Origin of the sequence: Pseudoalteromonas sp. BSi20652 (assembly GCF_000239855.1) — a bacterium.
GTDB lineage: Bacteria > Pseudomonadota > Gammaproteobacteria > Enterobacterales > Alteromonadaceae > Pseudoalteromonas.
In genome coordinates, this window is sequence record NZ_BADT01000130.1 from 1 (window position 1) to 18028 (window position 18028).

17 protein-coding genes are annotated in these 18028 nt (G+C 37.3%); 5 read left to right on the plus strand and 12 right to left on the minus strand.

The window, feature by feature from the left end; all coding sequences use genetic code 11:
- From P20652_RS18375 to P20652_RS07460, 6 genes are all read right to left on the minus strand, one after another.
- On the minus strand, window positions 1–379 hold a 379-nt coding region (locus P20652_RS18375), incomplete at its 3' end, for a hypothetical protein (RefSeq protein ID WP_033017557.1).
- Window positions 363–659: a hypothetical protein gene (locus P20652_RS07470; RefSeq protein WP_008169584.1), complete on the minus strand. Its 297-nt coding sequence runs from the start codon at window positions 657–659 to the stop codon at window positions 363–365. The genes P20652_RS07470 and P20652_RS18375, both read right to left, overlap by 17 nt.
- Before the next feature lie 2 nt (window positions 660–661).
- Window positions 662–1741, minus strand: coding sequence for a tyrosine-type recombinase/integrase (locus P20652_RS18380; protein WP_008169586.1), 1080 nt, complete (start codon window positions 1739–1741; stop codon window positions 662–664).
- 26 nt (window positions 1742–1767) lie between these two features.
- Window positions 1768–2061: an integrase arm-type DNA-binding domain-containing protein gene (locus P20652_RS21010; RefSeq protein ID WP_008169588.1), complete on the minus strand. Its 294-nt coding sequence runs from the start codon at window positions 2059–2061 to the stop codon at window positions 1768–1770.
- Between the two features lie 468 nt (window positions 2062–2529).
- A complete protein-coding gene (locus P20652_RS07465; RefSeq protein ID WP_008169590.1) occupies window positions 2530–2778 on the minus strand; it encodes a hypothetical protein in 249 nt (82 codons plus the stop codon).
- Window positions 2779–2868: 90 nt separating this feature from the next.
- The gene (locus P20652_RS07460) at window positions 2869–4482 is read right to left on the minus strand and encodes a cyanophycinase (RefSeq protein WP_008169592.1); all 1614 of its coding nucleotides are present in this window, start codon (window positions 4480–4482) and stop codon (window positions 2869–2871) included.
- Window positions 4483–4722: 240 nt separating this feature from the next.
- Here P20652_RS07460 and P20652_RS07455 point away from each other — a divergent pair, with 240 nt between their 5' ends.
- The 3 genes from P20652_RS07455 (at window position 4723) to P20652_RS07445 (ending at window position 6706) form a co-directional block, all read left to right on the plus strand.
- Window positions 4723–5310, plus strand: a complete 588-nt coding sequence (locus P20652_RS07455) for a hypothetical protein (protein ID WP_008169594.1) — start codon at window positions 4723–4725, stop codon at window positions 5308–5310.
- 81 nt (window positions 5311–5391) lie between these two features.
- A complete protein-coding gene (locus tag P20652_RS07450) occupies window positions 5392–6306 on the plus strand; it encodes a zinc dependent phospholipase C family protein (RefSeq protein WP_008169595.1) in 915 nt (304 codons plus the stop codon).
- Between the two features lies 1 nt (window position 6307).
- On the plus strand, window positions 6308–6706 hold the full coding sequence (locus P20652_RS07445; protein ID WP_008169599.1) for a hypothetical protein: 399 nt from the start codon (window positions 6308–6310) through the stop codon (window positions 6704–6706).
- A gap of 22 nt (window positions 6707–6728) precedes the next feature.
- Here the strand turns inward: P20652_RS07445 and P20652_RS20530 are convergent, their stop codons facing one another.
- From P20652_RS20530 to P20652_RS21015, 3 genes are all read right to left on the minus strand, one after another.
- The gene (locus P20652_RS20530) at window positions 6729–8999 is read right to left on the minus strand and encodes a bifunctional diguanylate cyclase/phosphodiesterase (RefSeq protein ID WP_083832864.1); all 2271 of its coding nucleotides are present in this window, start codon (window positions 8997–8999) and stop codon (window positions 6729–6731) included.
- A gap of 217 nt (window positions 9000–9216) precedes the next feature.
- Window positions 9217–11511 (minus strand): UvrD-helicase domain-containing protein, encoded by a 2295-nt coding sequence (locus tag P20652_RS07440; RefSeq protein WP_008169602.1) that lies wholly within the window; start codon window positions 11509–11511, stop codon window positions 9217–9219.
- Between the two features lie 22 nt (window positions 11512–11533).
- On the minus strand, window positions 11534–11761 hold the full coding sequence (locus P20652_RS21015) for a hypothetical protein (protein WP_008169605.1): 228 nt from the start codon (window positions 11759–11761) through the stop codon (window positions 11534–11536).
- Between the two features lie 339 nt (window positions 11762–12100).
- On the opposite strand from P20652_RS21015, the gene P20652_RS07430 reads away from it, so the two are divergent.
- On the plus strand, window positions 12101–13024 hold the full coding sequence (locus P20652_RS07430; protein WP_008169607.1) for a M14 family metallocarboxypeptidase: 924 nt from the start codon (window positions 12101–12103) through the stop codon (window positions 13022–13024).
- 150 nt (window positions 13025–13174) lie between these two features.
- Window positions 13175–13594 (plus strand): hypothetical protein, encoded by a 420-nt coding sequence (locus tag P20652_RS07425; protein WP_008169608.1) that lies wholly within the window; start codon window positions 13175–13177, stop codon window positions 13592–13594.
- Between the two features lie 26 nt (window positions 13595–13620).
- Here the strand turns inward: P20652_RS07425 and ccoG are convergent, their stop codons facing one another.
- The 3 genes from ccoG to P20652_RS07410 all read right to left on the minus strand — a co-directional run bounded on the left by ccoG (window position 13621) and on the right by P20652_RS07410 (window position 17965).
- A complete protein-coding gene (ccoG, locus tag P20652_RS07420) occupies window positions 13621–15003 on the minus strand; it encodes a cytochrome c oxidase accessory protein CcoG (RefSeq protein ID WP_008169610.1) in 1383 nt (460 codons plus the stop codon).
- 145 nt (window positions 15004–15148) lie between these two features.
- Entirely contained in the window at window positions 15149–16567 is a 1419-nt protein-coding gene (locus tag P20652_RS07415) for a sigma-54-dependent Fis family transcriptional regulator (RefSeq protein WP_008169612.1), read from the minus strand.
- A gap of 93 nt (window positions 16568–16660) precedes the next feature.
- Window positions 16661–17965 carry an AarF/ABC1/UbiB kinase family protein gene (locus P20652_RS07410; protein WP_008169615.1) on the minus strand — a complete coding sequence of 435 codons (1305 nt, stop codon included), beginning with the start codon at window positions 17963–17965 and terminating at the stop codon, window positions 16661–16663.
- Between the last annotated feature and the right edge of the window lie 63 nt (window positions 17966–18028).

Below are 18028 nucleotides of genomic sequence, written 5' to 3' on the forward strand. Positions count from 1 at the left end.
GTCCGTTTCTTTTGTTTATTTTATCTGGGTGTCCTTTAGGCAAGCAGACCTTTTTTATTAACTCTATGATTTCTTTTTTATAAGGTTTATAACGTGACTTTACTCCACCAGTACCTCTCCTTTGTTTTATAATGAAACCATCTCTATTCTTATCAACATTTTCGTTAAACTCATAGAGTAAAAACCATAGTTCATCCAAATCAGTACTGCTAGGTTCTTGGCTAATTCCTTCTTTTAGTCTTTTTATACGCTCTAATTTATCTATAAACTGACTTTTCTCGTGATCACTTTCCTTTACATTATTTAAGTCGATATACAAATATCTCTCAAAATCTTTAGTCACTAACTCTATGGCATCTGATTTAAAAATAACTCTCACAATGAAACCTAAAGCGCTCAGCTTCTGATCTATGAATTGTGATCAAATTGAATTGATTATCTAGATCTCTTAAATTGCCCTCTATTCGTATATTGTCTATCTCGTCTACATAATTACTTATCTTCTTTTTGTCGTAATGCTCTAATTTATCAGCCTCTTTAATTAAGCCTTGCATTGCATTCATAGTTGAAGGATGTTGAGCTTTTGATAATTGAATCATTCGCTCTAAATAATCTTTAAAATCCTCTAATGACTCTATTAGTTTATGCCTTTTCATCATTGCTATATAACTCCTTTTATTTGATTGTTATTAATTGAATTAATACCGCCAACACCTTGCAGCATGGCTAATGTATTTGTTTCATCATGCCTTAAATAGTTTGCCGCTATCATTGAACCATCTTTATGCCCTACCAATTTAGCAATAGTTAACACTGGTACACCTCTGGCACATAACTCCGATATAAAATTATGCCTAAACGAATACAAATCTAGGTCTGTAGTAACCCCACCAAGGGCTTTGACTTGTCGCCAGTGTGTTAGGTGGGCTTTGCGTTCTAATGCTCGTCCTGTGCGTTCTGATCTGAATATAAAGCCTGTTGTGCTGCTCTGTTCATTCTTCCAAATATCAAACACTGCTTTTAGTTCATCGCTAACGGGAAAAGTTACTTTTGGGCTGTAATTTACTTTTTTAGTTTTAGACGGGGTAAATATTAACGCAGTCGAGTTGTTGAATTGGTTATACGCTAGGTTTTCCCATTTCAAAGCATATATGTCGGCTGGGCGCATTCCTGTTAATCGCGCAATATGACAAAAAGGTATAAACCAATGTGGGTAAACACGCTCCTGTAAATCTGCTAAATGCCCTTTGCCATGTGCTCTACTTGCATTGCGCTTTTCTTTTATCTGTTCAGTATATAAATTTAGCCCGTTCTGTATCTGTAGCTTTAAAGTGTTGCTCATAATGACGCGCTTGGATTCTAGCTTTGTATTATGTTCTTCTAACATTTCTCGTTCAGCTAAAGTAAGCGCGGGTAATGAATAGTTTTTAATAGGGTTATCTTTTAGTATAGCTGGGGTGTGCCCATCTTGTGACTTAGCTGCAAAGTTAAGCATAGCTTTAAATGCGCCATAATCTCTTACGAGCGTACTTCGCATTACACCGCTTTTTATTCTTTTGTGATACCAGCTTAAAATATCAGTGCTGGTCACTTTATCCATATCGCGATCAAATAGGTGCGAAAAGTTGCGGCTGATATTCTGTAACGTTGATTTACCATCTTTGAAGTTATCTAGTTTATAAGGGGTATAAATAGACTCGTAAAACCTACCAATATTTAAATAAGCGTTGGCTGCTTTCAACTGCTCAGCATCGGCATGCTCTTTTTTTAATTTTTCTTATGTCCTAATGGATCAATTCCATCTTTTAACTTTGTACGCCAATCTAAAGCGATCTCTGCCGCCACTGCTGGTTTAATAGAAGCATCCGCTATTACAGCTGTTCTTCTTTTACCTAATAAGTCTGTATAACGTAAGCGCCAAGCACCACCAGCTTTTAATTTAATGAAGTGAAAACCCTGTATGTGGTCACACCCTAACTGACTGTTAAGCTCAGACTCCTTTAAAAAAGAGTTTAATTTTGCCGCTGTAATGCTTGAAGCATTGGTTTTACTCGCTTTCATATAGATAACCACTTTAAAAAACTAGCCAATAACTAGCCATTATAGTGGTATTTTGAGAAATAAACAGATACTTGGTGAAACAATAATTACTGGTAACTTATTGTTATTAAATATAAAGCATTAAAATCAAACATTTAAAAACTGTCATGGGGTGGCAGGGGTCGAGAGTTCGAATCTCTCCATACCGACCAATTAATTACCTCTATATCAATAAATTAAACTTCTCTTCAAAATATAGCCAAAACTCATCTGTTTTGATTCTACAATTTATCTGTAGCACTATCTTATTTATCTAAGCGCACTTAATAAAACAGAGTTTAGCTGGTAAGTTTTGTGGTTTTTGAGGGGTTTGTATTTAATTGTTATTATCTTGAAGTGGCCTTTGTGGAATCTATATGAAGGCATTTGATTTCAATTTATTGAAATTAAAATAAAAAAGCGCACTAAGCGCTTTTCTTTACTAGAGTACTAGTGCTTACTTCCTACACCATTACGTACCATGTCTTGCCCATTTTGGAATACGTCTTCTGTAATACTGCGCGCTAAAAGTAACTTTTGTTGCTCGTCAAACACGGCAACAAAACGACTACCATCACTATTGTTTGTTGCCATACCAACGCCCGAAACACCTTTAAGGCCAAGACCGCCGTTTTCTACATTTAATAAAAAGCTTTCTAGTTTAGCTAAATTATCAATTACGTCATTTTCTTTATTCATTTTAATACTCTTTTAGTAAGGCCTTGATCATTATGGTGGCTATTTTATAGAGAAGAGCCAAAAACTTAAACCCTTGGCTCAGGTTAGTCACTAAATCGACTTTATAGCTAACTCTAAATTACTCACTGCACAACCAAACTCTTTTGCATTTACGCGATGATACTGTGTGTCACTCGTTGCTGTAAGACTAATTATAAACTCGTCTTGTTGGGCTACCGCACTTTGCTCTTGGCTTAAACACATAGCTTGAGTAAGTGAACGCAGTTTTGAATTTGTTAAAATTGAGCCAAAACGCTGCACCGGCAGTGGAGGTATTTTTATAGCCGGTAACGCTTCATCTATTGTGCGTTCGCTTAGAGTAAACATGTTATTGGTAATATTAATTACACTGCCTGTAGGCCAATACGAGTAGCCATAACTTTTACTCTCTGGCTTTACTTTACTTTGGTTGGCTAAATGCACTACACCACTTTTACCTACTACGGTCATTAAACTACCTTCTGGCGATTTAATAACAACCAAAGCTGTATTTTCATCAATACCAAAACCATGTTGAATCACTGCTTTAGTACTTTTTACTTCGTTTTTATTTAGCGCTGCTGCGAGCCTAAATGTACGGTTTCGTTCGCTAAATTGAGTATCTAGTACACCAAAGTTAAAACTGCCCAGCCCACCAGCATTAGTGTTATTTTCACTTTTACGAAGTGCCATAAGGCTTGTAATATTTGTCAGCGTATTCATTACTTTACTTTGGATTGTAGCGCCCGCTCCCTCACCTAAAATTACAGGCCGGGACCGCAATGCTTGCGTCCACGGATATGGGTTATTATTTTGATCAAACAATATTTTATAAATTAAACGTTCATCACCATCGTTAAACATAACTCCCGTGCTGTTATTAATAAGCGACACTAAAGCTTGTGTTCCGTTTTCGCATAATGCGAGTTCAGCTCGAGTAAGCTCTGGATAAATAGCATCGCGATTATACAAATTCATTTGAGTTTGCCTAAGAATAGGTAACTTATTACACGTATTATTGGTGATTCCATGTACTAATGCAGGAGTAAGCGCTAACCATTGTGCGTTAATATTAACTGACTTTAAAAGGCCTACAGCAACATGCGCTTTACTATATGGATCGCGACTTGAGGCTGTAACTACCAGCATAGTTGGTTTTTTGCTATTAACGTTTAAACTGCCCGAGACAAATTGTATGACGCTATTAGCTGAGCTTTGAGTATTAAGCGTAGTGTTTATTTGTGTTTTATTGTTTTGAAATACTTCGAGTATGTCTAACACAAAATTATATTCGTGATCAGATAGACTGTTGAGGCTCTCGTTGTTTATATCACGCCATAGCCATAATAAATCGCCTTTGGAAATAGGCTTTTTACTATTTTTTGTATTGCTGACAAGTTCGTTTTTATGGTTGTTTTTTTGGTTATTCAATTGATCACTTGGCCAATTGAGTTTTATTTGCTTTATTTTCTCGCTGGTAACATTGTACAGATTGTATTTTTTACCATTAATTTGTTTATTTCTTTCACAATTAACTGGGCTTTCACTTGTGCAAACACTGAATGCGCTGCCTGCTAAAATAAGTGTTTGGCCTTGTTCTTGTGCTCCAATGCTGAGTGAAATAAAAGCCGGTAATAATGCAAACAAAAAACGCGTTCGCATACTTAATTGAAACAAAATACGCATAAAAAATCTCTAAATACTACAAAGAATATTCCGATAGTTTATCAGTATGGCAACTTTGGCTAAATACCTATTTTAAATAACAGACTAATACGCTCCCCCTTATTTAGTGAAAATAAAATAACAAGAAGCTCGCACTAAACACTTACCAAACACTTACTAAACAAGTTTAAACGGAGTGTTTATTGTACAATTTCACTATTTAATATATGGTGTCCTTTACTGTATTTTAATGAGGCAAACATGGACTTTTCTAGTGAAGAGATAAATTTTTTTTCTGAGTTATTCAAGCCAGATAAAAAACCTCGCGCAAATAACGATCATGTTTTAACGTTACAAAGTTCAGTACCTGCTAATATTGCTCACCTTTTTAGTAACGCTAATTTAACACTGCTAGCCGAAGTAGCACATTATCAATTATGGTTCCCGCTTCATTTAAAAATTGATAACGAAGGTATTATGACGCCTACCTTAAACGCTCCCGAGGTAATTGACACAAAAGGTACTCAACGGAGTTGGCGCTGGAGTGAATTAAACATTAAAAGTCAAGGGTTTAAAATTGAGTCAATATCCAATACGGGTGTGTTCTTAAAACCTCTCAGAAAAAACAAAAACTTAAAGAAATCTCAGCGTATGGAATTTATCCTACCCAACAAGCAATCTATTTCGATGAATATAGAACCTGTGAGACAAAGTACCCAAGGTATAGCAGCAAAAATCACACAAATTTATACTGGGCAAGAACAGCTAAGAGCTTTTATATTTGAAGAACACAAACGCCAATACGCTAAACTTTATGAAAATGGCCAGCTTGTAGAAAAGTTTAGTTAATTATTTAAATCCATTCTGAACCCATTTATAAGTGTGTTCCTCGCTGTTAATCTAAGCATTCAAAATCATAAGGATATGACAATGCCTGGTGCTTTTGCGCACATCACCGCAGTTAATGTTGCAACGCAAACCAAATCACTCAAAAAAATGGATATGCCTAAAAAAGCAAAACTTATTTTAAGCCAACGCCAAGCTTACCTTGAACTAGGCTGTGTAGCCCCAGATTATCCTTACTTAGCTGTAGCGCAGCCTAACCAAAATGCCTGGGCTGACTTAATGCACTATGAGCACACAGGCGATTTACTTAAAGTCATGATTGAATTTTGCAAAACACTTGAAGGTGAAACATTTGAAAAATGTTTTGCTTGGTTATGCGGTTATATGGCCCATGTTGCAGCTGATATAACAGTGCATCCGGTTGTTGAATTAAAAGTAGGCCCATATGAGGATAACCAAACCGCGCATCGTACCTGCGAAATGAACCAAGATGCGTTTATTTGGCAGCGTTTAAATTTAGGTGAGTTAGGTTACGCTGACCGCGTGCAGCAAAACATGGGGTCTTGTACAAATGAAGACGATAGCTTTGATACTGATATTGCACAAATTTGGCAACATGCTTTATTAACGGTTTACCCAAGCTACGCAGCACAACACGCTCCTAACTTTAATTCATGGCATAATGGCTTTGGGCTTGTGGTAAATAATGTTGAAGAAAGCTATCGATTATTTGCCTGTGCACGCCATGTTGCTGCTGATTTAGGTTTGTTTTATCCTCGTCCAAACGAAGTAGACCCCACTTTTATTGAACAACTAAAAACGCCGCACGAGCCCATGCACTATAACGATATTTTTGACTTTGCTGTTAACAACATTCAGCACTACATAACCATTATTGCCAATGCCGTATTTTTAGATACTGATTACAATGAAATTAAAAACTGGAACTTAGATACAGGCTACGATGAACACAACACGATGACGGTATGGAGCAAATAAAATGAAATATTTACTTTGTTTAAGCCTCATAGTTTTACTTAGTGGTTGTTACACTTCAAAAAATAACAATCCAGAAGTGATGGCCGATTTAGCCTCGCAATTAAAAGATATTGCTACAGCCGTTGATGGCACATTAAAATTTAGTGAAACATCCTACTCATCAAATGATGAGTTATTAAAAGCTGCCGTAAGTAACGATTTAAGCAAACTTGCACCCTTTCGCGAGTACACGCTTATTGTGAATGTACAAAATGATAACGCAGTGCTACTTTTATGTGATGCGAATACTGCTTTAATTGAAGATGCAGGCTGTACTGCTCAATCAGATATACAGCATTGGGGATCAGGCGTTATTCATCAGTGCGAAATAACTATAAACGCTCAACAGCTCTGTAACTAGGCAATAAAAATCCGCTATACATTTAAAGTTGAGCCGCCACCTCTTTGGGGTTAAACACTAAGCCATGGCGGCTAACATGCTCTGCAAATTTATCGGCCAGCATTGGTTTCGAAAAGTAAAAGCCCTGAAACTCTTTACACCCCATTTGCGTCATTATTGCTACCTGCTCTTGGGTTTCCACGCCTTCCGCTACACACTTAATATCAAGCTCTTCACACATAACGTGCACCGCTTTAACTAAACTTTTTTGACGCGTAGAGCTCGTTACTTGGCTTATTAATGAGCGATCTAACTTGAGCTTGTTAATAGGGTAATCGGCAAGGCGGGCTATATTAGAATACCCCACCCCAAAATCATCGACCGAAATAGTAAAACCCCACGATTGCAGTGTTTGCATAAGCTTTAACGAATGGGCTTGGTTTGCCTCAAGAGAGGTTTCAGTCAGTTCTAACTCTATTTGAGGTGGCTTTACGTTAAAGTCGGCAAGGTATTTAACCAGTTTTGACATAAAATCGGTTTGGCTAAAATCAATTAGAGATATATTTATGGCCACCGGCACACTCGGTAAACCCGCCTGAGTCCAATCGGCAATTTGAGCGCACACCTTTTGAATAATCAGATCGGTTAACCGACTGACCATTCTGTATTCTTCGGCAATAGGGATAAATACCACTGGCGACACATTACCCAGTATTGGACTGTTCCAACGCGCTAAAGCTTCAAGCCCTATACATTGGCCAGTTGCATCTACTTTAGGTTGATAGTGCACCGACAAATCGCCTTGCTGAAGCGCTTCGTCTAGCAACATTGAAATTTCGTATTTTTCGATAAAAGCGTGTGATTGTTTTTCGTTATAACCACTTAAAGGTATATTACAGTTTGCGACTTTCAGTGCTTCGCACGCATTGCTAAGTACTGTTGTGCTGTTTTTTCCATGATCAGGATACTTTGCAAAACCAAATAAAAATGATTGCTGACACTTAGTGCCAAATACATTATATGTTTTATCTAATGTATTTTTTATTTGCATTAATAGCTTATCTTCTAGTTCGCTCTGCGAATTTACACCAATTATAAAAGCGAGCTTTCCTACTCCTATATGAGCACACAACAGCGGCTCATCTGGCATCGCTTTTAAACGTTTGTACGCATTAATAAGTAATGCTTGAGAGTCGGCTTTAGTGAGCTTTAAATTTAAATATTCACTATTTGCACTTTGCGCAACAACGATATAAAAACCTTTTTGGTATTTGCTTGTTAATCTGTCGCATTGCAGCTCAAACCATTCTCTATTAGGTAGTTTTGTTTGCGAGTCTCTAAAGCGTAAACGTTTATTTTCTTGTTCCATCATCGATAAGTTTTGTTTTATGATCTGCTCTTGCGTGCAATCATAAAAGTCGTATACACGGTAGTTTTTACTCATTGCTATTTGCTGATAACTGGCTTTAAAATAACTTTTTTTGTACTTCACAATTTTATTTTGAGCATTAGAGTCGTCAAAAACTAAGGTAGGAAATAAATGAGACAGATTAACGCCTCCTTCTTTTAATTCTTTTTTTATACCAAACATATCAATAGCATGTTGATTAAAATCAGTAATGACAAGATTTTCGTCAACAATAATTTTGGCTTTATTTGATTCGGTGAACAGGCTTCGATAAAGCTCATTTTTATCTTTAAGGTGTGTATTAGCACTTATCATTGTTTTGTTTAAACGCTTAGCAGCCACAATTGTGCGTGCGACAGCAAGGGGAATACAAATGTTAAAAAATAAAAATATAAGCCCTGTAATGTATAAGTCAGCGTCGGGAAGTTGTTGAGCTATACCGGTTAAACCCGATACATCAACGTTATTGATGATCATATAAAATGGCGCAATATTTAATACACCATAAGCAAAGGCTGTTGTATAACCAAGTAGCATAAGTGCGATTATCGGGCAGGAATACATATACATAGAGCCCACTTTAGCAAGCTCTAGGTCTGTTAAAAATAAGTTCATTGACACGCTAGCAGCTACAATAGATATTAAAAGTGCATGAGCGCTAAAGTGATAAAAACGCTTACTTGCTATCAATAAACCGCATGCTGTAGCAAGAAAACTACCCGTTAATACAACAATATAAATTAAGTTAAATTCAATAGCGCTTGTGTACGTGTGGCACACCACAGCAAAACATAACACCATTACTAATGACAGAATAATGCGCAGTGCACTTATTCGCCAATTAGCAACCTGGCCAGGGGCTGAATAGTGATCATTTAATAAAAAGAATCTATTGAAAGAATGCATAATAAACAAAAGTTAAAGCTCATCTTTCTATTAAACATTGATAACTTGTTAAGATCAATCAAATCAAAGTAATTACGGTTTACATTATTCCATTAAAAAGGAACAAGCGACTTATACCTTTCACAAATTAGCGTATTGATACAAATGTAGTAATTACCATGCTAACCCGTGTTTGGCACAATTGAATCATCGATTTACGTGCTAACAGACTTTTTTGCTAAGACTTTTTAAACAACGTTGAAGCGATTTTAATGGGGTAGTTATCATTCACTAATTCTTTTATAAACGCGCAGTGTGCAAAGGGATCAGCAATTAAATATGCTTTGTGCTTAGCGCGAGTAATGCCAACATACAGTAAACGCCTTTCCTCAGAGTAAGGAAATTTATCTTGCTCTGGTAATAACGACTCCACCAACACGTTGTTTTGATTATCACTGGGGAAACCTAATTTGCCTTGTTCAAAGCCAATAATTATACAGTAATCGGCTTCAAGCCCTTTAGCGCTGTGTAATGTCCAAAAGTGTAGTGCATTTGTGTATGTTTTGTTTTTTAAGTGTTGCTGCACGTTATCAAGTGTATATCGATATCGACTAAGTACGGCAATACTTGCTGTCGCATCGTTTTTATGAATAGTACTAATGGTTTGCTGAACTTTTATTTCAAGTGATTTAACGCCCTGATATAAGTCGTCTAATAATATAACTTGAGGCACAGATACATGTGTATGAGTTGTAATATGTTTTTTATATTGCTCTGGGTTTTTCATTACAAAGCGCCCTGCTACATCACTTATACTATTGTTGTATCTGAATGTTTTTTGCAGCATGGTGAGGGAGTGACTTCCCACCAATTCTTCAAAACGTGTAGTAAAGGCAATGTTCCCCCCGGAAAACCGGTAAATAGCCTGCCAATCATCGCCTACAGCAGTAAAGCGAACTCCTTTTCCTTTTTTAATGAGCGTATTTAAAAAAGCCATACGCGCACCCGATATATCCTGAAACTCATCCACTAAAATATGACTCCAAGGCACACTATACTCACCTTTTTTTACAACCTTAGTGGCATGAATAATCATATCATCAAAATCAATGGCGTTTTGCGTAATTAGCTCTTGAGTGTAAGCATTATCAATCGCGGTAAGTAGTGTAGTATAACGCTGATAATTTTTAAGACCGCTTTGTTTAATTCGCTGTTTTATTTGTGCTTTAGTAAGGCGCTCAGCTCTTATGGCTTGTAAGCACTTTAAGCACTTTTCAACCCCAAGCTGTAATTGCCCTGACTTGTTTAAAAGGGTTAATATTTTATTATTACTTAAGGGAGTAACCACAACATTGTGTTGTTTTAAACGTTTTTCTAGACACTGCTCTAACTTGCCTTCAAGCCAATTATAGTGAAAGGTTTCAAGTAAAACAGTGTCATTATTTTTATGTAGTTTTCGCTTTAAGCTTATTTGCTCGCTGTAGCGTTTTTTACATATATCGGCGCGCGTATTACCCTGCCTATCAATACTAAAGTGATCTATATAAATATTGTGTTTTGGTAAGTAAAAATCAGGCGTATATTGCTCGTCAAGCGTTAAATCTTGCGCACACAAATCTTGCTTTTTTTTGTAGCTTGACCTGTATTTATGCTCAACAGAATGTAAATACAACCAATTTGAAATAAGCAGTTCTTGATAACTTTTAACTTTATAACCCGCAAGACTAAGGTATTGGTTGTCTCGTATGTAACGCTCATAGTCAGCACTACTTTTAAAGCTAAAACTATCAACAGAGTCATGAAGTAAATCAACAAAGGTTTTTAAAAATACAGCGTCGCTGTATATTTGTTTAGTAATCCATGCTGTTAACCACATTTTTTGCTGTATTGGGTCGGTAGAAAATATAGAAAGATCAGTCGGCTTTTGGGTACTTTGTAATAGCTTTAACCCTAATGCGTGAAACGTTAAAATAGCAGGCGGTTCAATGTTTAAATTGGCCTGCGCTGCACGTTTAATAAAGCGCTCTTTTAGCTCCTCTGCAGCTGTTTTATTATAGGCAAGCACTAAGATTTGTTCTGGCTTTGCTATTTCGCGTGCAATTAAATCAAGCGATTTTGCCACCATAACTGACGTTTTACCGGTACCTGCTGCTGCTAGCACCACGTTCTTGTCGTTATCACGAATAATGGCTAAGCGCTGCTCTGTTGTTAGCGGATTGGACTCCACGCTGTTATAAAAGTGCTCTCGAAGAGTAAGTTGCTTTTGCTCATATTTATGGCGCAACTGCGCTACAGCGTCTGCTGTTTTTGGTGTGCCACTTAAAATACTTAAAAATGTCACACTAACAGGCGATAAATGCCGTTGCCATACTGTTTGGTTGTGTGCGTAGTTTCTACTCAACGAAAAAACAGCTTTATTTAAGATTTTAATAGAACTGTCGCGTAAATACTCATCTAAAGCGTAACGCTTTAAACGCGCTTTAGCGACATTAACTTTTTGTTCTAAAACATTTGCAAAGTGTTGATTTAACAATTTATTAAGAGCATCAGCTTCTTCACTTTTTTAAAAAGCTAATACAAGTGTTACTGTCATCACTTAAGTTAATTTTTGCGCTAAATAAACTATTTTGCACAATGGAAAAGTTATTAAATTCACTTAATATAAATTGCTGATTAGTGTTATCTCTAAATTGAACAACAAGTATATTTTGCTCAATGCTTACTTGTTTAATACGGGTGAAAAAACGACCTAACCAACTGGGTGTGGCAATATACTGCGCCATAATACTCAATACAAAAACAGACTATAAACTAATTGTAACATACTCTTTTATAATAAATTTACTCATAGCAAGGCTGTTATTTTACTAAAAAACAACCCAACTGCTTAAATAAAGAGACGAACGTGTTTAAACATAGTGTGCTTTAGTGATGACTATTTAATGCTTTGTGATTGCACTTTATAAACAAAAGCAACGCACAATAATAAAGATGACTTTAACGCTTTAATTTGCACGCTATTTTACTCAGCGTTAAGCTACCCTTTTATTGAATAATTTTACCAATTACGTTTAACGCCATCATGTTAGTATGGCTAAATGTAATTGATATAAAGGTTTATTATGACTAACAGTACATACCCTATTGGCACACCAGGTAAAAAATGGAATAACAACGACAAAGCTCAGTGGCTGGCAAATCAAAACATTAAACGCAGTTACCAAAACGAAGTCGTAACACTAATTAATGATCTAAAAAGTACCTTAGAAATAGCACAATACGGTGAGCTTAATTATACCGCTGGCACTTATCCATTATATGTATTAAAAACGCCTAACTTTAATGCTAATAAACCAACTGTTTTAATCACCGGTGGTGTACATGGCTACGAAACCAGTGGCGTACATGGCGCACTTAGGTTTGCTAAAACATCCGCTATGCAATATTACCAACAGTTTAATATAATTATTGCCCCCTGCATCAGCCCTTGGGGATATGAGACTATAAACCGCTGGAACCCAGACGCTATTGATCCTAATCGCTCATTTTACGAGGGCAGCCCAGCTCAAGAATCAGCCGCTATTATGGCGTTTGTAAAATCATTAGGTACTGACTTAATCGCTCATATTGATTTACACGAAACAACAGATAGCGATAACAGTGAATTTAGACCCGCACTTGCCGCACGCGAAGGTACTACAAATAGTAACTGGAACATACCTGACGGGTTTTATTTAGTTGCAGATACCAAAAAGCCTGAGCCGGAGTTTCAAAAGGTCATTATAGAAAGCGTTGCAAGGGTCACTCACATTGCACCGAGCGATGAAAATAACCAGTTAATAGGCGTACCTCAAGAGCAATTTGGTGTAATTAACTATGCAGCTCGAGAGTTAGGTTTATGTATGGGCTTTACTGATGCACCCTATGTAACCACAACAGAGGTATACCCAGATAGCCCAACAGCCACCGATGAGGAATGTATTTTGGCACAAGTAGCCGTGATAACGAGCGCGCTAGATTATATTGCAACTTCTACAAAGGATTAACCACTCTTAATTTAGGGGATTTACTAAATTAAGTCCCCATCAAAACGTCAACATAAAAACATATCAGTAACAAAAAACAATCCAAAAGAACTGGTTTTATCCGACTTAAATGTATAAAGTAAACTTTTGCTCAAATTCAAGGAGTATAAGTTGGGGTTTAAGAATCAATATGGGCAAGTAAGTCTTATCATTGAAAATAACGTTGTTATTGCTCACTTTAAAGGATATGTCACCGCTGGGCTTCTGAATGCATTTAAAGCAGAGTTATTCGAAACAATAAAGTCATTTAAAGGTGAGCCTTGGGCTTATATTAGTGATTCTCTTGATGTATTAGCTGCAACACCTGAAGCAGAAAGAGAAATGATCGATATTAGCCGTGTAATGGCTGAAAATAATTGTCTAACGAGTGCGTTTGTTCTCACATCAGCTATTGCAATAAATCAGATGAAGCGCATTTTACTATGTGCAAAAAGAAACGTTAATTTTAGTGGTAGCCTGTTTACAGATTTAGATAGCGCAAAACAATTTATTTCTGATAATTTGAAAAGTAAGCAAGGCCAACTGATATAAAGATCGTTGCCCTTGCTTTATTAACCTTAGTTTTTGTAAAACTGACTATCTTTGGTTATCGTAATGCTCGCGTTTTCTTGCGCTGTTACAATAAATTGTAACTTACTCACTTTACGTTCAATATCGTAACCATCGGCTGTTACAGTAACGGGGACTCTTTTCATCGCACCCGGTTGTACAAGCGTAGATCTCGGACTTGAGAGCGTTGCCCCAGGCAAACCCTCTATGGCAATACTGTAATGCAGTGCTTGCTGCGTTTTATTAATAATAGTAAGTGTATAAGGGTTTTCTACAAGGCCCTCGTAGTTCACTCTATAAAGCGCATTTCTGTCGCGTAGTACTGAAGCTTCTATTGGCGTTCGTTGCAGCATCCATGCAAACATAGAAATGATTAACAAAGCCGTTAATGCGCCGTATCCTACTAGCTTTAACCTAAATGGGTTGGTTTTTTTACCTTCCATTTGTTTTTCACTGGCGTATTTAATTAAGCCTTTTTCGTAACCAAATTTCTCCATGGTATCGTCGCAGGCATCAATACATAAGCCACAGTTTATACATTCATATTGCAAGCCATTTCGAATATCTATTCCAGCTGGGCATACCTCTACACACAAGTTACAGTCTACACAGTCACCTAAGTTAAGCTCTTTTGGATCAGCTTTGCGTTTACGTGGTCCTCGGCTTTCACCGCGCTTGCTATCATATGTAACAAGCAACGTATCCTTATCAAACATAACAGCCTGAAAACGAGAATACGGACACGCAATAGTACACATTTTTTCACGTAAAAACCCTGCATTGCCATAAGTACAAAAAGCGAATAAAAACACCCAAAAGCTTGTAATACCTGACCATTCAAACGTAAGCATTTCCATATACAAACTTTTTGCCGGAATAAAATACGCCATAAACGAGGTGGCGGTTAAAACTGAGATAACAATCCACGCAGTGTGCTTAGTTATTTTTTTGCGCCAAGTGCTTAACGTCCACTGTGATTTATCTAATTTAATTCGCTGATTTCGGGTGCCTTCTATGCGTTGCTCTACCCACGAAAACATGAGCATCCATATGGTTTGCGGGCACGTATAACCACACCAAACCCGACCAAGCCAGTTAGTTACAAAAAATAATGCAAAGGCCCCCACCATGAATAGCAGGGCTAAAATCATAAAATCTTGAGGAAGGAGTGTTAAACCAAAAATAGTAAAGGTTTGCGTTGCCACATCAAGCAGCACGGCTTGTTGTCCGTTATATTGGATCCATGGTATTGCAATAAACGTCAGCATTAACAGCCAGCCTAAATTACGGCGTATGCGCTGAAAAAAACCTTTTTGCTCGCGGATGTAAATTGGCCCTTCATTTTTATAGGGCTTAATGATCATGTCTTCTTCTTTAATATCAAACTTCATAGTACTTGCTTCATAATGACGGGTATTAAGCAAGTATTTGCAACTTTCAGACCAAGCTGAAACTTTAATTAAATCATTGATATTAAATAAATAATTTTAAAAAATAAAAAGCAACCTCGCGATATAAAGCGTACATCGCGATATATCACGAATTTTTAGTAATCCCTAACTTTCGCATTTTTGAGCGTAGTGTACTCTCTGGTAAGCCCAATTTAACTGCTGCTCCTTTATCACCGGATATTTGCCAGTGTGATAACGCGAGAACTGAGGTTATATGCTGCTTTTGCGCTTCATCGAGCGTAAGTGAAGGATTAATAACGACTTCACCACCCGCTTGCAAAGGCTGACTTAGCTGCAGTACAGCCTGATTAGATAAAATAGCTTCACGTTCAAGTACATTTTGCAGCTCTCTAATATTGCCTGGCCAATCGTAAGCCTGCAGCTGCATAATTGCTTTTTTACTTAGCCCTTTTAAATGTTTACCAAGTCGTTTATTTAGCTGCGCAATTAAATTAGCGCATAAGTAAGGAATATCTTCTTTTCGATCTTTAAGGGCGGGTACTTTTATTGGAAATACATTGAGCCGATAGTACAAATCAATTCTAAACGTGCCTTTTTGAACCATTTCCCATAAATCGCGATTAGTCGCTGCAATTACTCTAATGTTTACTTTTAGCGTATTGCTGCCACCCACACGTTCAAACTCTTGTTCTTGCAAAACCCTGAGTAATTTACTTTGCGCCTCAAGTGGAAGCTCTGCTATTTCATCTAAAAATAAAGTGCCTTTATCAGCAAGTTCAAAACGCCCCTTACGGCGCTCATTTGCACCCGTAAACGCGCCTTTTTCATGTCCAAACAATTCCGACTCTAGCAAGCTCGGTGTAAATGCGGCGCAATTTACTTTTATAAAGGCTTGTTCGCTACGCTTGCTTAGCCTAAACAAATTACGCGCGACAAGCTCTTTACCTGTCCCATTATCACCTAGTATAAGCACCGTGCTATCGGTTTCACTTACCAGCTTTATTTGGTCTAACATAGTATGAAATACATGGCTTTTTCCAACAAGCCCGGAGTCTTGCCAGTCTTCATTGAGCTCTGCAATTAAATAGTTGTTCTCATCTTTTAATTGCTCACTTAAGTGTTTTACCTGCGCAAGTGCCTCTTGCAATGCGTTTTGTGTGTGCTGTTGCAGTGATATATCGCGAAATACAGCCACAGCACCAATTAATTTATCATTTTGATAAACCGGTGTTGAAGTGTATTGAACTGCAAATGAGCTACCGTCTTTTCGCCAAAAAACTTCGTTTTTTACTTCACGACGTTTTCCGTCAAACATAGTGCAATATATTTGGCATTCATCGGCAGGATAAGGTGTACCATCAGCATGAGTATGGTGATGATATTGATGTATTTTTTTACCTAATAATTCGTCAGCGCACCAACCTGTCATGCGCTCAGCGGCAGGATTAACAAACACCGCATTACCCAATAGGTCAAAACCGTATATGCCTTCACCTACTGCGTTTAACAATAATGTAGGATCGTTTAAAAATTGTTTTATCATAAATGCACCTCGCGAAATATCGCGAGTATTATGGCAATTTTATACACTAAGTGCACTCATTACTTAAAATGAACTCACGTGCTCATTAAAACGCTATAAGTACTCCTTAAATAGCGTTTTTACATCTATTTTTGCACCTAACCTTGCGGCTATTAAATAAAGTCCTGCAAGTTTTCGATGAATAAAAAGCGCATCAATGGGCGGTGTATGCCATTGCTGAGATTGCGCGCTAAGTGCAAGCCCTGCATTTTTAATCTTGAGCGCTAGTTCACTATTTTTAAAATCAAATTCCCCTTCTGCTCTTAGTGGCTCGCACGCCATTAAAAATAAATCAATGACGTTATTTTTATAGTTATCTACAATATCATTTTGAAAGTAACCGATTTGTGAAGCCGCTTTGAGTACGCCTTCTCTGTTGTTTTCACTACCCGCTTTAAATAAGGCTAAATAGGCTTGGCTAAGTTCGCTGGTTATTTCTCGCGTTGCACCAAAATCAAATAAAACAATTTTTTGTGTATCAAGCTGGTAATGAAAATTTGCAAAGTTAGGATCGGTTTGAATTAATTTAAATTCAAACATTTCTTTAAAAAACAAGTCAATCAACTGCTCTGCAACAAAGCTTTTTTGCTCATCAGGTAACCCTGTAATACTCTCTATTGGCTCTGCTTTTATATACTGCATCGTTAGCACTTGCTGCGTGCTGTGCTCAAGATATACATTCGGGACTTTAAAATGATTATTGTTTACTAATGCATTTTTGTAGCGAATTAAATATTGCGCTTCTCGGGTGTAATCAGCCTCGGCTAATAACTGTGCTTTAGCCTCATTAACAAGCGGTTTAACATTAAGATCTTTAGGCAATAACCGAGACAACGTTAATAACGAAATAACGTTATCTACATCACTCACGACACTTTTTGCAATACCAGGGTATTGAATTTTAACAGCAAGCTGCTCGCCATTTTCTTTATAAGCTAAATGTACTTGCCCTATAGAAGCCGCAGCAAAGGGTCTTAATTCAATGTGAGAAAAGCGTGCTAGCCAGTCATCACCCCATTGCTTTTTTAACACTTCAACAAGCTGCTTATGCGGCATTGGATTCGCGTCTGAGCGCAGTAAAGCAAGTAACTGAGCCAATTCAGGGCTAAGTAGATCACCGGCATCCATTGAAAGTAATTGCCCGAGCTTCATTGCAGCGCCACGCAAATGTGATAACTGTATGGCTAGTTTTTCAATATTTTTAGGTTGTAGTAGTAAGCTTTTATTGTCCCACCCTTTACCTGTTAGCGCGCTCTTAGCGCCATCAACTAACATGTTGGTAGCAACACCTGTGGCAAGTGAGCCTAATTTTGCAAAGCGAGAAAGCCGAGAAGTGGGAACAGTACGAGGAGCCGCCATAATATTAAAACCTAATTAGCCTGAAGTCAGGCTAGTTAATACGTATATTGTAAGTAGGTAGAT